A 15,952-nucleotide genomic window follows, 5' to 3' on the forward strand; every position below is an offset into this window, starting at 1 on the left:
TCACGGGTTCTGCTTATGTCGTCAAAAAATGAAATTCGTATATTTTAAAAATAACACAAATATTAATATTACATTTCACTCAATTTAATTTAAACACATCTCATAAATAATCGTATATTATCTACAAACCCTCTTTTTATCCAACATACTAAAGTAAAAATAATTACATATTGTTTTTGTGAAGACTGACCATTTTAAAGTTGTCATTAAAATAAAAACACAACTAAAATTTCCCAATCTTATGCCATTATATACCACCTTTGATTTGCTTCTATTCACTTCTTACCAGATAGAAGTTAGGAGAGCTCGATGACCTTACAGAATAAATTCAGTGGAAAAAAAGACGGTTTTTTTTCCAGACTCAAATTTCCGTCTGCCTACACCATTCTGTTTATCCTTATTGTGTTGATGGCTGTGCTGACGTGGATTATCCCAGCTGGGCAATATCAACGTACAATGAACCAAGACTTAGGGCGTGAAGTCCCCATTACAGGCACCTACCAGACCGTTGACGCTAATCCTCAGGGCATTATCGATGTCTTGCTTGCGCCAATTGATGGCTTTTACGATCACGAAAGCTATCAAGCGGCAGCCATTGATGTCTCTTTGTTTGTGTTAATCATGGGGGGATTTCTTGGCCTTGTCACCAATACTGGCGCAATTGATGCTGGAATAGAGCGTGTTACTCGTGCTCTGCGTGGCCGAGAAGAAATGATGATTCCTATTCTTATGGCTTTGTTTGCCGCTGGTGGCACGGTTTATGGCATGGCGGAAGAATCTCTGCCGTTTTACTCTTTGTTAGTACCTGTGATGATGGCTGCTCGTTTTGACCCGGTAGTGGCAGCGGCAACCATTTTGCTCGGGGCCGGAATCGGTGTGCTTGGTTCGACAATTAACCCCTTTGCTACCGTCATTGCCGCTAACGCCTCAGGTATTCCATTTACTGATGGCATTTTGTTGCGTGCCGCGATATTGGTTATAGGCTGGTGTGTATGTGTCGCCTATGTCATGCGCTATGCCCGTCAAGTGCGCAGTGATCAAACTAAGTCCATCGTGTACGATAGCTATGAAGAAAACAAACAGCGTTTTCTTCACTCTCTCACAGGGGAATCACTGGAGTTCACAACTCGCCGCAAAGCGATATTATTGATATTTGGTGCATCATTTGCAGTGATGATATACGGAGTGTCGATCGCTGGATGGTGGATGGCCGAAATATCCGCGATGTTTCTTGCTGCTGCTATCGTGGTCGGCGTAGTCGCTCGCATGAGTGAAGAGAACTTCATCAACAGTTTTATTGATGGCGCTCGTGATTTGTTGGGTGTCGCCCTCATCATTGGCATTGCACGTGGCATCGTCGTTGTGATGGATAAAGGCATGATCACTGACACCATACTTCACTCCGCAGAACAAGCCGTCACGGGATTATCCTCTGTCGTATTTATTAATGTGATGTTCTTTTTAGAAATTTTGCTTTCTTTTCTCGTGCCCTCTACCTCGGGTCTAGCCGTATTAACCATGCCAATAATGGTGCCTCTTGCCGATTTTGCTGGAGTGGAACGAGATCTCGTCATCACAGCCTATCAATCAGCTTCAGGTCTCGTAAATTTGGTCACTCCAACTTCCGCTGTTGTTATGGGAGGACTAGCAATTGCCCGTATTCCCTATATTCGCTGGATAAAATGGGTCGCTCCACTGCTCGGCATTTTAACTGTATTGTGCATCATCATGATAAGTCTCGGGGCCATACTCTAAACCACCATCGTTTAAGCTAAAGCCGCCTAATGCGGCTTTTTACATCATACGATTCTCAAAAACACTGAGATGTGTCGCTTTTCCCAAAAGAGTAATCTGACCTTAATTTATGGCCAAAATATCTATCACAATCTTTCCCTGTGAATAAATAAAATAAGTATCCAACCAGCTATTTTTATATCCTAACCATCTATCTAAAAATTATATTCCCGCATGACGTTATAGTTAGTACGTATATAGTATTGGCAAAAATAGAGTACATTAGTTAACCATTCACAAGTAACTTAAAATAGTAACAAAAGTGTATAAAATACAATCTGTGATTACCTTCTAAGAAGTGCACAATAACAAGGGTATTATGATTTTTAGAAAAATATGCCGTCATCTCATTCTATGGGTAATCTATTTTAAAATTTGGCGACGCTGGCATTTCAACTACTGGGCCTTTTCGATACATAAACTTGGAGAGAAGAGTCATGAACAAACAAACTGTCATCATTGCACTCGGTGGTAACGCACTCCTTCGTCGCGGTGAGCCTTTAGAGGCTGGTGTTCAACGTCACAATGTACAGATTGCCGTTGAGTCAATCTGCAAGGTCGCTCAGCATTACAAAGTCGTACTCGTGCATGGAAATGGTCCGCAAGTCGGGTTGCTCGCTTTGCAAGGCTTAGAATACAAACCGGTTGCCCCCTACCCTCTTGATGTCTTGGGCAGTGAAACTCAAGGCATGATTGGCTATATGTTAATGCAAGAGTTTAAGAACCAAATGCCTGACGTGCATACCACCTGCATGTTAACCCAGATGTTGGTTGACCCAAACGATCCAGCCTTTCTTAATCCGAGCAAACCAATCGGCCCCATTTACAATCAAGATCAAGCCAGAGAATTGGCCGAAAAATATCATTGGACCATCAAACCTGACGGCAAGCATTTTCGCCGTGTTGTCCCAAGCCCAAAACCCGTCGGAATTATAGAAGATCAAGCCATAACCACTCTTCTCAATTCAGGCCACCTAGTGATATGCGCTGGCGGTGGTGGCATTCCAGTTAAGTATGAGAATGGCAAGTTGACTGGTGTGGAAGCGGTTATCGATAAAGATATGTCCGCGGCTTTGCTCGCAAAACAATTGCACGCTGATGCTCTGCTTATCTTAACCGATACGGACGCTGTCTATCTCAATTGGGGTCAAAGCACCCAACACGCACTGCGGACGACAAATCCTGGTGAACTGAGCCAACACCAGTTTGATGAAGGTTCAATGGGACCCAAAATTCAAGCATCATGCGAATTTCTTCAGCAGGGAGGAAACATCGTCGGAATCGGTGCATTAGAAGATGGCTTGCGAATACTTCAAGGCCAAGCTGGTACCTTGATTACCCAAGCTTAATTACGCTGTATCACTATTCGAAACGCTCACATCGAACAACAAGGAATACCCTATGGCTTTCAATCTCCGCAACCGCAATTTTCTAAAGCTGCTCGATTTCACACCGAAGGAAATTCAGCATCTCCTCGATCTCTCAATAGAGCTCAAAAAAGCCAAATATAACGGCTATGAGCAACCTAGGCTAACAGGAAAAAATATCGCCTTAATTTTCGAGAAAAACTCCACCCGAACTCGCTGTGCTTTTGAAGTTGCGGCTTTTGATCAGGGAGCCCAAGTCTCGTACTTAGGTCCAACTGGCTCACAGATCGGTCACAAAGAGTCGATGAAAGACACCGCCAGAGTGCTAGGACGTATGTACGATGGAATTCAATATAGGGGCTTTGGGCAAGATATTGTTGAACAATTGGGCCAATATGCTGGCGTACCCGTTTGGAACGGACTGACCGATGAGTTCCACCCCACGCAAATTCTTGCTGATTTTCTCACCATGATCGAACATGGTCGTGGTAAACAATTACATCAGATTCGATTCGCCTATTTAGGGGATGCGCGCAATAACATGGGCAACTCTCTCATGGTAGGCGCGGCAAAAATGGGGATGGATATCCGCCTTATCGCACCCAAACAATTCTGGCCACAAGATAGCCTAGTCGTAAAATGCCGCGACATCGCGCAAGCGACAGGCGCTAACATCACATTAACTGAAGATGTTAAAGACGGTGTTTTAGGCTGTGACTTCTTATACACCGACGTTTGGGTATCAATGGGAGAGGCGAAAGAGTCTTGGGCAGAACGTATCGAATTAATGCTACCTTATCAGGTCAATATCGACATGCTCAAAGCCACTCAAAATCCAGATGTTAAGTTTATGCATTGTTTACCTGCCTTTCACGGCGAGGACACCAAAGTCGGCAAGCAACTGGCAAACGAGTATCCACAGCTGAAAAATGGCTGTGAAGTTACCAATGAGGTACTTGAATCCAAGTACTCGATTGTTTTTGACGAAGCTGAGAATCGCATGCACACGATTAAAGCCATAATGGTCGCCACCTTAGGCAATTAGCAAGACACATTTTGCTAAGACGTGAAAGCCAGCGATTCCTAAATAGGAGAAGAGAGGTTTGCCATTTAGAATTACAGCGTTAACCTCTCTTTGAAAAATCATACTGTCACTCACTTCAACAGATTCCATTTAAACCATAGAGACATTTATCATCAAAAATCAGTTTTATGTTTGGTGATCCTTTTCAAAAAGACACACTTTATTTGGTGGTAATATGAACTAATATTATTGTCGCCGTAGAAGTGGCAGTGTGCACTTTGAGATACTTCAACGGACTGGGAACACTTCAACACATTGAAGCACCACAAGTTATCGGAAAAACCTGTTACGTTATGCTTTTTGAGGAATTCTCATGAGTGAAGCTCTAAGCCCCGCTTCAGTGAAAGCGGCTGAAGAAATGAACCTAGTTACAGCCTGTAAAAAACTGCTGCAACAGCAAAGCTTCTCAACCCAACACCAACTTCGAGAAGCACTGGTTGATGTCGGTTTTACTGGAATTAGTCAATCTACGGTTTCTCGCTTGTTGTCACAGCTTGGCGTCATCAAAGTACAAAATACCTGCGGGAAAAAAGTCTATTGCATCACTGTAGAAACCGCGCCTGTACGCGTGGAGTCCTCGATATCTTCGCAAATCGAATTTATTACTCATAACCAGTCGATGGTCGTCGTTAAAACCCGCCCAGGCAGTGCACAACTTGTCGCTCGGCTAGTAGACATTGATCCCCACATTGACATTCTTGGTACGGTCGGAGGGAATGATACCGTTCTGGTGATCCCAAAAGATACACAGCACATAGATGAAACAGAAAGAGTCGTTCGAGTCAGATTGGGCATAGCCTAACTGGTTAAACAACACGAATATTTCACATTGCTTGAAACTTAATATCACTTTTCTCTGTCTGATTGAGTTAAAATGAACAAAATTTGACTTAAGTGCCCCTTGTATGCGAGCCATTTTATCACTGGTTTTACTTTCTTTGACTGCCTTTTCAGCGCCCAGCTTAGCGCTTTTTGAACCATCCAAAACCACGGCCAGTTTTGGCAACCAAAGTAATACTTTTGTCCCTGTCGATGAAGCTTTCCCATTCAATGCTTTTCAGCAAGGCAACCGAGTCTTTGTCGATTGGCAAGTCAAAAAAGGTTATTACCTCTACCAGCATATGTTGTCGATTGAGGGGGAAAACGTGAGTCTCGATAAGCTGGTAATGGAGAATGGTATTCCACACCAAGATGAATTTTTTGGTGAGGTTCATATTTACCCAGAGCCCTTATTTGTCGAGGTGCCTCTACTAAATTATCAAGATGGAGCCAAGCTGACGATTCGATATCAAGGCTGCGCAGAAGCGGGGTTTTGCTATCCTCCTGAAACGCGAGTCGTCAACATCAGCCCCTTTGAATCTCAAGGTAACACATCGAGTAGCGAGTCTCAGGTCAGCGCAACGCAAGTTAAAAACACAACCACTGAATCATCGCAAGTTTCACAGGAGTCCAATTTAGCCACCAGCCTCAGCGACAACTGGTGGACACCTCTTCTGTTCTTGATTTTAGGCATGGGGCTGGCATTGACGCCATGTGTGCTGCCTATGTACCCTATCCTGACGAGCATTGTTCTTGGCAGCGGCAAGCTCTCTCATAGCCGCGCATTGGGACTTGCGTTTATCTATGTTCAAGGCATGGCTCTCACCTACACCCTGCTCGGCTTAGTGGTCGCATCTGCTGGTTTACAGTTTCAAGCCGCTATGCAGCACCCCTATGTTCTGATTGGTTTAAGCATCATGTTTGTTGCTTTAGCCCTTTCCATGTTTGGTGTTTATACCATTCAACTGCCCAGCAAAGTCCAAACTTGGCTCAGTAATATCAGCAATCAGCAACAAGGTGGTAGTTCACTGGGCGTCTTTGCTATGGGAGCCATATCAGGTCTTGTTTGTTCACCTTGTACTACAGCGCCACTTTCTGGTGCTCTACTCTATGTCGCTCAGAGCGGTGATTTAGTCACAGGTGGCGTCGCACTGTATGCGCTGGCATTAGGAATGGGAATTCCTCTCATGCTGGTAGCAGTGTTTGGTAACAAACTGCTACCAAAAGCTGGGAGCTGGATGGACAAAGTCAAGACTCTGTTCGGCTTTATTCTTCTCGCCGCACCGATTTTCTTACTTGAGCGCATACTGCCGGAAATTTGGGCAACCGCCCTTTGGTCAATGCTAGGCCTTGCTGCATTTAGCTGGCTCTATCATGTGAAAAATTCACTGCCACTTGGCACGTGGAAACAAAGCGCCATTGGCATCATTGCCATACTCGGTCTTTTTGCATCTGTACAACCTGTGTTAAACCATTGGTTTGGTAATCATATCGAACAATCTCAGCCAAGCATTCAGTTCACACGGATCACAACGGTTAAGGAGCTTAACCAACAACTTACCCAAGCCAAATTAGCTGGCAAGCCTGTTATGCTCGACTTCTACGCAGATTGGTGTGTAGCCTGTAAAGAGTTTGAAAAATACACTTTCCATCAGCCTGACGTCGAGAACCGCTTGAAAAACTTTGTTTTACTCCAAGCAGACGTAACCAAAAGTCAGCCACAAGACATTGAATTGCTCAAAGAAATGAATGTATTAGGTCTTCCAACAATAGAGTTTTGGGATGCAAACGGGCAACATATTCCTAGCGCTAGAATCACAGGCTTTATGCAAGCAGAGCCTTTTTTACAGCATATTAATGCTCACAACTTATAGCCTCTAACCCCATGACCGCCATCAAGTATGCTGGCGGTCTAAACCAACATTATTGGTGATCGCACTGAAAACCCGATGTAGTTCAGAGTTTTCATGTGTGGAGATTGTTCACCTTCTCAAAGCCGACAATAATTCTTTTAGGCCTCTCTTTAACTGATACGATTCAAAGCTATGGATTCAAATTACACCATTATTATTGCTGATGATCATCCGTTATTTCGCAATGCATTGTTCCAGTCAGTGCACATGGCGATAAGTGGGGCGAACTTAATCGAAGCTGACTCATTGGATGGTTTACTTAACGTTCTGTGTAAGGAACCAGACCCTGATTTATTACTGCTGGATCTGAAAATGCCAGGAACCAACGGTTTATCAGGTCTAATACAACTGCGAGCAGAATACCCTGATTTACCAATCGTGGTCATTTCTGCCAGTGAGGAGCCCAGCGTTGTTACACAAGTCAAAAGCCATGGTGCATTTGGCTTTATCCCCAAATCCAGTGATATGCGTGAGCTTGTAAAAGCCTTAAATCAAGTACTAAGCGGTGAGCCCTTTTTTCCTGAAGGATTAATCTACCATGAATTTGGCAGCGATCTAACGGATAAAATATCCGCTTTAACCCCTCAACAATACAAAGTCTTAGCTATGCTATCTGATGGACTGCTAAACAAACAAATTGCTTATGAACTGAACGTCTCAGAAGCAACAATAAAAGCGCATATGACGGCCATTTTTCGCAAGTTGAATGTTAAAAACCGAACTCAAGCTGTTATTTTGCTCCAACAACTGGAATATGAATATTCTTAGTGTTTTTTAACTATTGGACTTATTTATCTGCTAAGATAGCCACATTGATCACATGATCGATACATTTATCCCTCTGTTTCACTAACTCTGGGAGTCAAAATATTGCTTAGCGTATTATTCACTCAATTTGTTGTTCTATGGGCTGTGATCGACCCTATCGGTTCTGTTCCTGTATATTTGTCGCAAACCCAGCATCTCACCGCCAAACAACGTCGCTTAGTCGCATTAAAAGCGGTCGCGATTTCGGCGGGCGTATTACTGTTTTTCCTTCTCGCTGGACAGCTTTTGCTTGATGCAATGCAAATACCCTTACCCGCCTTCCAAGCTGCTGGTGGTCTTGTGCTACTGTTGTTTGCACTCAGCATGATTTTCGGTGAGTCTAAGCCAGAGCAAGAAACCAAAATATCCGAAGAAGTCAGTCATTCTGATTTGGCCGATTTGGCCGTTTACCCGTTAGCCATACCTTCTATTGCCTCACCCGGCGCTATGATGGCTATTGTTTTACTCACGGATAATCATAGATATTCGGCAGGAGATCAGTTGGTCACCGCAGCAGTCATGATTGGTGTACTGCTCATCACCTTGATCTTATTGCTAGGTGCCACTCATATACAAAAGTGGATAGGGAATGTTGGAGCTGCGATTATCAGCCGAGTCATGGGCTTAATCCTTGCGGCAGTTGCACTAAACAACTTATTATTAGGTATTAAAGACTTTTATCAGGGCTAACCTCCAAATATTTTTAGCTAATGATTAGACTTTAGTCTTATCGACTGACAATCAAATCTTCTGACCAGTTCACAAAAATACATAAGCGCCTCGTATATAGGCGCTTTTTGCTTTCTCCATCAATACTAAAGTTCAAAAGCACTTCTACACTTCGCTTGGTAAGGTATTTAATGAAACATTTTATTTACAATCAATCGTAAGGAGGCGGCAATGGCATTTGAAAGTCAGGAAAGAGCCAAAGCCTATTGGAATAAGAACGTAAAACTAATGATTAGCTTAATGATCATTTGGTTTTTTGTTTCATTTGGTTGCGGAATTTTGTTTGTCGACCAACTTAATCAATTTCAAATCGGTGGATATAAACTGGGATTCTGGTTTGCCCAACAAGGTTCTATCTATTCATTCCTGTGCATTATTTTCTTCTATGCGTGGAAAATGAGACAGATTGATCGTGAATTCAATGTCGACGAATAAGGAGTCGCGAAGATGGATCTGAAAACTACTACCTATCTTATCGTTGGTGCAACTTTTATTCTCTATATCGGCATAGCAATTTGGGCACGAGCCGGCTCAACAAAAGAATTCTATGTGGCAGGTGGCGGTGTCAACCCAATAGCAAATGGTATGGCAACCGCCGCTGACTGGATGTCCGCGGCCTCGTTTATTTCAATGGCAGGGCTGATTGCCTTCATGGGTTATGGTGGTTCTGTCTTTCTTATGGGATGGACAGGAGGCTATGTCTTACTTGCACTTTTATTAGCCCCTTACCTGCGCAAATTTGGTAAATTCACCGTACCTGAATTTGTTGGAGAGCGTTTCTACTCAAATACAGCACGCATAGTGGCCGTTGTGTGTTTAATCATCGCTTCAGTCACTTATGTTATTGGGCAAATGAAAGGAGTTGGCGTAGCCTTTGGTCGCTTCCTTGAGGTCGATTACTCAACAGGATTATTTGTCGGTATGTGTATTGTATTTATTTACGCCGTTATGGGCGGAATGAAAGGAATCACTTACACACAAATAGCTCAATACTGTGTGTTAATTCTGGCTTATACAATACCAGCCATTTTTATTTCTCTCCAATTGACGGGAAATCCTATACCCCAGATTGGTTTAGGCAGCACCATGTCCGGTAGTGATGTCTATTTACTCGATCGTCTTGATCAGGTGGTGACCGAACTAGGCTTTAGCCAATACACCACACAAGTCAGAGGCGATACGTTAAATATGTTCGTCTATACCATGTCTCTTATGATAGGTACAGCAGGGCTTCCACACGTTATTATCCGTTTCTTTACTGTTCCTAAGGTAAGAGATGCTCGCTCCTCAGCAGGCTGGGCATTAGTCTTCATCGCCATTCTCTACACTACAGCGCCCGCCGTTTCAGCCATGGCTAGGTTAAACCTTATGGACACGGTTAATCCCGCCCCTGGACAAAATCTAGCCTATGATGAACGTCCAGATTGGTTTAAAAATTGGGAGAAAACAGGTCTGCTTGGATTTGAAGACAAAAATGGTGATGGCAATATTCAATATACCTCTAATGCAGAAACCAACGAGCTCAAAGTTGACCGCGATATTATGGTTTTGGCCAATCCGGAAATCGCCAAACTGCCGAATTGGGTCATCGCGCTTGTTGCGGCTGGTGGTCTTGCCGCTGCACTTTCCACGGCAGCGGGCTTACTACTGGCCATTTCATCGGCCATCTCTCACGATTTAATTAAAGGTGTCATTAACCCCAACATATCCGAGAAAAAAGAGCTGTTGGCAAGCCGGATATCAATGGCCATTGCGATCGCAGTTGCAGGCTACTTAGGCCTCAATCCACCGGGTTTTGCTGCTGGAACCGTTGCTCTAGCCTTTGGACTAGCAGCCTCTTCCATATTCCCAGCCTTGATGATGGGGATTTTCAGCAAAAACATTAATAAAGAAGGGGCTATTGCAGGTATGGTTGCCGGCATTAGCATTACTCTGTTCTATGTATTCCAGCACAAAGGCATCCTGTTTATTGCAGACTGGAAGTACTTACAAAGCTGGGGAAGTAACTGGTTCTTGGGTATAGAACCCAACGCCTTTGGGGCTATTGGCGCGGTATTTAACTTCGTCGTGGCTTTTGCCGTTTCGAAAGTAACGGCAGATACACCTCAAGAAGTGAAAGACTTAGTCGAGCATGTACGTGTACCAACAGGTGCTGGTAACGCCGTCGATCACTAACTTCACACTCGCCCCTTTAAACCAAATAGTTAAAGGGGCTTTTTTCTGTTTATATATTCCGCTACCTTAGGCTTAACTGCGCCAACAGGAAATCAAGATGTTAAGAAATAAGCACTTTATTGTTGCCCTTCTTATTGCGCCAATTCTTTCAATTATTGCTTACTTCGCGACGGATATCGCCGTAAGTGAAAAGCCACACGCGGCATTAAAAGGTCAAAGTTATATGATGGTTAGCCAATCTAACTGTCGCTACACCAGTGGGTTATGTGATATGGAAAATGGCGATTTCAAAATCAAATTTCGCTCCGAAAAACTCACCGATGATTATCTCGAACTTTCGCTGCACACCAAGTATGCTGTAGACGATGTAAAATTATCTTTCGTCAAACACCAAGAACAAAATGCACCGCCAATTGAAATGAAGCCCGTTGATAAGATAGGACAAAAATGGCGTATAAAAGTGCCCAAACCCACGTCACCCGATAATTGGCTAAGGGTCGTTGTGCAAGCGGATGGCACCTTGTACTACGGTGAAACTCAAACTGCCTTTATTAAGTACGAAACCTTATTCACTGAGTAAGTACTGACAGACAAACACTATACTAGGTAGCCGCTTCCTTTTCTGATACGCGATTCAGCAAAGCCCTAAGTTTAAGCGGTTTCACAGGTTTAGGAATAAAATGGAAACCATTGGAGTGAATACCATCCATCATCTCCTCTGTTCTATCTGCGCTGATTATAACGCCATCAAATCGATTTCCTAACCTCAACTTAGATTGTTGAAGCACTTCCAACCCTGTTCGACCATTATCAAGACGATAATCTGACAAGATCACATCGGGTTTCCAATCTGGCTCCAGACTTTTTAATGCTGAAAAAATATCAGTGGCCGTGCGCACATCACACCCCCAGCGCTGCAACAGGTTTTCCATACCAACCAAAATGTCAGCCTCATTATCAACACAAAGCACTTTAAGTTGATAGAGGTTTAACTCTATCTCAGGTTGACGATTTGGCCTTTGCCTAGCCGTATGCTTGCCACGATGAAGAGTAATCGAAAATACGCTTCCCTTCTTTGGCCAAGATCGCATCGAGATTTCATGTCCCAAAACCTGTGCAATCCCTTTTGATATAGCCAGTCCAAGGCCAAGACCTTTATCAAAGCGAGCTTGATCGCCTCGATTGAACTCCTCAAATATTTCTTGTTGTTTATCAGGTTCAATCCCTACACCATTATCCCAAACTTCTATTCTAACTTTTGTTCCTACGCGTCTAACACCTAACACAACCTTACCTTCTGGGTTGTATCGAAAAGCATTGGTTAAGAAATTTTGCACCACTCTACGCAAGAGTTTGGGGTCAGATAACACCACCAACTTACTGTGTACCATTTCAAACTTTATGCCTTGTTTCTCAGCCAGTGCACTAAATTCAGCATTCAGATTGGATAACACCTCATCGATCGCAAAATGGTGTACGTTAACATCAAGCTTTCCTGACTCTAACCTTGATATATCAAGCAGGTCGCCGATCAAATCTTCTGCCGCTTCTAGGGCCGTTTCTATATGTCGCGATAACCGCTGAGTTTCTTTCTCTTGAGCCGTTTCAGACAGTGAAGAAGCAAATAAACGTGCGGCATTAAGTGGTTGCATCAAATCATGACTGACGGCAGCAAGGAAACGAGATTTTGACTTGGACTCAAGTTCAGAACGTTGTGTTGCCGTCACTAGACATTTATTCAATTGTTCAAGCTCACGAGTTCTTTGATGCACACGCTCTTCTAAGCTTTCATTGGTCTCTTTTAATGCTCTCTCAGCATCACGAAAAGCGGTAATATCCGAAAAGCTCATCACAAACCCACCGCTTGGCATTGGGTTTCCCTCGACCTCGATCACTCTGCCATCAGGACGGATTCTGGAAGATGTATGTTTAGTCCCTCGATGAAGATGATATAGACGACGTCGCACATGTTCGTTTGGATCGCCAGGACCACATAATCCTTGCTCTGCATTGTGACGAATAATATCCGCCATTGGTCTGCCAACTTGGATAAATCCTTGTGGAAAACTAAAGAGCTCAATATAACGCTTGTTCCACGCAACTAACCTTAGCTGCTTATCAACGACTGCAATACCTTGCCCTATATGCTCAATCGCACCTTGAAGTAAGCCACGGCTAAAGTCATAAAGCTCAGAGGCTTCATCAACTATAGTTGCGACCTCTTCTAACTGCATATTACGACCTTGCAAAGCAGAAGTGAGGACTAACTTAGCAGAAGAAGCTCCAAAAACGCCAGCCAACACTCTCTCAGTATGGCGTATCAAGCTAGGCTGAGCCTGATGACTAGAAACAATCGTTTGATTGTGGTCCTCACAAAATTGCTCAAAGGCAGCTCGAATGCGCTGACTACCTACAAAGCGAGCTGCCAGCATTTCAAGCTCAGCGACCGTAACTTTACTCTGGTATAGGCTAAGATTATTACTCTCAGTGGCTGGTAGACCAATAAAACTTCGAGATTGCAACCGTTCGCTTAAGCTGGTTCTTGTACATAGCGAAACGATAAAATAGCCAGCCGCATTGAACACCAGACTGAGTATCATCCCCCAATCTGCACTTTCAACATTCAACGATGAAAATAGTTTTGGCGGCGTCAGAAGCCAAGAGAAAACCTCATGATTTAACAGGTTGGGTATTCCCCCTAAAGTCTGATTCAAAAGCGTAATCAACCACACCGAAAAACCAAGGGTAAGCCCAGTATAGACACCGTTTCGGTTGCCCTTTCTCCAATACATCCCACCGATAATAGCCGGAGCAAATTGAGCAACAGCAGCGAATGAAAGAAAACCTACCGTTGATAAAGAATGTACATTGCCCAAAACATGATAAAAACCCCAAGCACTGATGAGAAGCACCACGATAAGACTACGGCGAGTCATCAAAAGTAACGTTGAGAAATGGCGATGTTTACGCTGCGCCAACTTTGTCCGACGTAGTAACAGCGGTATGACCAAGTCGTTGGACATCATGATAGCCAAAGCAATAGTTGAGACAATAACCATCCCACATGCCGCTGAAGTACCGCCTAAAAAGGCAACCAAAGCAATATAATCAGCCCCAAGCGCCATAGGCAGGCTAATCATATAACTATCGGGGCTGATGCCCGTGAGGATTGTTTGTCCAAGCCATGCGATCGGCAGAACAAACGCTGCCATAATCAATAAGTAGATAGGAAAGACCCAACGAGCCATCCTTAGATCCTTAGCCCGTTCATTTTCGACCACCATGGTATGAAATTGGCGTGGCAAACATAATATCGCCATCATGGTAAGAAGAGTGTGAATAAACAAGGTGGCAAATTGGGGTGGTTGATAGGTTGCCTTTGCAATAGACCACAGCTCAATATCAGGACGTATAAAAAAAACAGATACGATAAAACAGCCCACGATGACAAAAGCTATCAACTTTATCAAAGACTCAAAGGCAATGGCTTTCATCATGCCTCGGTGGTGCTCTGTACTATCTATGCAGCGGGTACCAAATAACACGGTAAATACTGCTAAGGCAGCCATCACAAACCAAGACACATCAATGCCCTGCTCAGTGACGACTTCAAACAATTCGGGGGAAACCAGCTCAAGCCCCATGGTAATAGCACGTAGCTGTAAAGCGATATATGGCAGCAGGCCAACAACCGCAATCAGCGTCACTGCCACAGCTAGTCCTTGTGATTTGCCGTAACGCGCAGCAATAAAATCCGCAATCGAGGTAATATTTTCTCGTTTGGCCGTGAGTAGCAGACGTGCCAATACTCGCCAAAAAAGCGTAAACACAATGATGGGGGCGAAATAAAGCGGCACAAAAGACCAAGGATTCACACTGGCTTGCCCAACCGTACCGTAAAAAATCCACGAGGTGCAATAGACAGTGATAGATAAACTATAAATAACAGGACGCCAACTCGCTAGCCAATTTGACTTTCGGTCCCCATACCAAGCAATGAGAAATAAGAGTCCTAGGTACATCAGTGATACTGTGATCACCTGCCATCCTTGCATTGACTTTCCTTATCGTACGCGAGTGTTCATCAAAATAAAAAACCTCTCCCAAAAGGAGAGGCTTTATTTAACGCTTTATGACGACTTAACTCAATTAATAGTGTTCAATTTTGCGTTTCCACATTGATTGCCGAACACTGAGCGCGGCTAGGCTCGACACGTATAAATAGAGCGGCTATCCCCATAACAGCCATTGCCCAAAAAACATTGGCTCCCCATGACTCATAGCCCCAGCCACTCAATGCGGTCAGCAAAGCGATAACTGCACCAAGCGGTATCGCATTGTAAAGAGCCTGTAGTGCCACCATTTTGTTCACTTCAGAGTGTTGAATGTACTGAATTGCAGCAATGTGAGCTATACCAAAAGTGACACCGTGGAGAAGCTGGATAAAAACCAGCCCAAATAGCGCCGTTGTTGATGCAGTAAGAGCCCACCTAATCACCACACCAACAGAAGCAACAACAAAAAGCGTTCTCAAAGACCACCCCGTAAACAATCGTTTGCTAAGCGCAAAAACGGCCACCTCCGCGACAACGCCCAAACTCCACAGATAGCCAATGATATCCTCAGCATGTCCTACCTCTTTCCAATAGATGGCGCTAAAGCCATAGTAGGCGGCGTGGCTACCCTGAATAAGTGCCACTAAAACCAAAAATTTAATGACAGAGCTATCTCTTAGCATCTCTCCAAGCTTGGGACGATGAACAGAACCAGTTTGTGAGGTTTCAGGCATAGGGTTAATGGTACGCAAAGCAAAGAAAACGGCGCACAACATCCCCACGGCGGCAGTATAGAGAATCATATCACTACCAAATTCTGCGGCTAAATAGCCCACGACTGTTGAGCCAACAATGAAAGAAATTGAGCCCCAGAGACGAGTCCGGCCATAATCAATCATTTTTATCCGAGAATAGTAGTTCGCCATTGCGTCAGAAAGGGGAACTATCGGGCCAAAGCATAAATTAAACAATACCGTAGCCAATGCCATCAACCAAACACTGCCCGTTGCAAAGAAATGCAAGATAACGACAACAAAGGCAGCCAAACTTAACCAGCGAAGTGCTGGCATAAGATATTCAACCTTATGAATTCTTGGCGTTATAACCATATTGGCAACACAACGCGTAGCAAAGCCAATACCAACTAGGGGTATTGCGCCCAATTCACCGATAAGTTCCACCTAATCCTATTTCATCAATATTTTCATA

At 43.9% G+C, this 15,952-nt stretch carries 10 protein-coding genes and 3 pseudogenes; 10 read left to right on the forward strand and 3 right to left on the reverse strand.

Features of this window, described 5'->3' with window-relative positions; translation table 11 throughout:
• The first annotated feature begins 309 nt into the window (after nt 1–309).
• From QQK21_RS19975 to QQK21_RS20020, 10 genes are all read left to right on the forward strand, one after another.
• The gene (locus QQK21_RS19975; RefSeq protein WP_284193930.1) at nt 310–1,755 is read left to right on the forward strand and encodes a YfcC family protein; all 1,446 of its coding nucleotides are present in this window, start codon (nt 310–312) and stop codon (nt 1,753–1,755) included.
• A gap of 476 nt (nt 1,756–2,231) precedes the next feature.
• A complete protein-coding gene (gene arcC, locus QQK21_RS19980; protein WP_284193931.1) occupies nt 2,232–3,143 on the forward strand; it encodes a carbamate kinase in 912 nt (303 codons plus the stop codon).
• 52 nt (nt 3,144–3,195) lie between these two features.
• On the forward strand, nt 3,196–4,206 hold the full coding sequence (gene argF / locus QQK21_RS19985; RefSeq protein WP_284193932.1) for an ornithine carbamoyltransferase: 1,011 nt from the start codon (nt 3,196–3,198) through the stop codon (nt 4,204–4,206).
• 352 nt (nt 4,207–4,558) lie between these two features.
• A complete protein-coding gene (locus QQK21_RS19990; protein ID WP_284193933.1) occupies nt 4,559–5,047 on the forward strand; it encodes an arginine repressor in 489 nt (162 codons plus the stop codon).
• A gap of 103 nt (nt 5,048–5,150) precedes the next feature.
• Nucleotides 5,151–6,938, forward strand: a complete 1,788-nt coding sequence (locus tag QQK21_RS19995) for a protein-disulfide reductase DsbD (protein WP_284193934.1) — start codon at nt 5,151–5,153, stop codon at nt 6,936–6,938.
• A 171-nt stretch (nt 6,939–7,109) separates the two neighbouring features.
• Nucleotides 7,110–7,745, forward strand: coding sequence for a response regulator (locus QQK21_RS20000; RefSeq protein WP_284193935.1), 636 nt, complete (start codon nt 7,110–7,112; stop codon nt 7,743–7,745).
• A gap of 102 nt (nt 7,746–7,847) precedes the next feature.
• Complete coding sequence (locus QQK21_RS20005; RefSeq protein ID WP_284193936.1) at nt 7,848–8,474, forward strand: MarC family protein; 627 nt, start codon at nt 7,848–7,850, stop codon at nt 8,472–8,474.
• 210 nt (nt 8,475–8,684) lie between these two features.
• Nucleotides 8,685–8,948 carry a DUF4212 domain-containing protein gene (locus QQK21_RS20010; RefSeq protein ID WP_284193937.1) on the forward strand — a complete coding sequence of 88 codons (264 nt, stop codon included), beginning with the start codon at nt 8,685–8,687 and terminating at the stop codon, nt 8,946–8,948.
• Nucleotides 8,949–8,960: 12 nt separating this feature from the next.
• The gene (locus tag QQK21_RS20015; RefSeq protein WP_284193938.1) at nt 8,961–10,688 is read left to right on the forward strand and encodes a sodium:solute symporter family protein; all 1,728 of its coding nucleotides are present in this window, start codon (nt 8,961–8,963) and stop codon (nt 10,686–10,688) included.
• A gap of 97 nt (nt 10,689–10,785) precedes the next feature.
• Nucleotides 10,786–11,268 carry a hypothetical protein gene (locus tag QQK21_RS20020; RefSeq protein WP_284193939.1) on the forward strand — a complete coding sequence of 161 codons (483 nt, stop codon included), beginning with the start codon at nt 10,786–10,788 and terminating at the stop codon, nt 11,266–11,268.
• A gap of 22 nt (nt 11,269–11,290) precedes the next feature.
• Here QQK21_RS20020 and QQK21_RS22375 read toward each other — a convergent pair.
• The 3 pseudogenes from QQK21_RS22375 to QQK21_RS20030 form a co-directional block, all read right to left on the reverse strand.
• Nucleotides 11,291–13,027, reverse strand: a pseudogene (locus QQK21_RS22375) (hybrid sensor histidine kinase/response regulator); the annotation flags it as partial.
• Between the two features lie 59 nt (nt 13,028–13,086).
• Nucleotides 13,087–14,743 (reverse strand): annotated as a pseudogene (locus QQK21_RS22380) (sodium:solute symporter family protein); the annotation flags it as partial.
• A 104-nt stretch (nt 14,744–14,847) separates the two neighbouring features.
• A pseudogene (locus tag QQK21_RS20030) lies at nt 14,848–15,906 on the reverse strand (3-phenylpropionate MFS transporter); the annotation flags it as partial.
• Between the last annotated feature and the right edge of the window lie 46 nt (nt 15,907–15,952).

Origin of the sequence: Vibrio zhanjiangensis (genome assembly GCF_030161235.1) — a bacterium.
GTDB lineage: Bacteria > Pseudomonadota > Gammaproteobacteria > Enterobacterales > Vibrionaceae > Vibrio > Vibrio zhanjiangensis.

Coding starts and splice junctions, on each gene's coding strand:
- QQK21_RS19975 (WP_284193930.1), top strand. CDS start 310: ATGACCTTACAGAATAAATTCAGTGGAAAAAAAGACGGTTTTTTTTCC.
- arcC (WP_284193931.1), top strand. CDS start 2,232: ATGAACAAACAAACTGTCATCATTGCACTCGGTGGTAACGCACTCCTT.
- argF (WP_284193932.1), top strand. CDS start 3,196: ATGGCTTTCAATCTCCGCAACCGCAATTTTCTAAAGCTGCTCGATTTC.
- QQK21_RS19990 (WP_284193933.1), top strand. CDS start 4,559: ATGAGTGAAGCTCTAAGCCCCGCTTCAGTGAAAGCGGCTGAAGAAATG.
- QQK21_RS19995 (WP_284193934.1), top strand. CDS start 5,151: ATGCGAGCCATTTTATCACTGGTTTTACTTTCTTTGACTGCCTTTTCA.
- QQK21_RS20000 (WP_284193935.1), top strand. CDS start 7,110: ATGGATTCAAATTACACCATTATTATTGCTGATGATCATCCGTTATTT.
- QQK21_RS20010 (WP_284193937.1), top strand. CDS start 8,685: ATGGCATTTGAAAGTCAGGAAAGAGCCAAAGCCTATTGGAATAAGAAC.
- QQK21_RS20015 (WP_284193938.1), top strand. CDS start 8,961: ATGGATCTGAAAACTACTACCTATCTTATCGTTGGTGCAACTTTTATT.
- QQK21_RS20020 (WP_284193939.1), top strand. CDS start 10,786: ATGTTAAGAAATAAGCACTTTATTGTTGCCCTTCTTATTGCGCCAATT.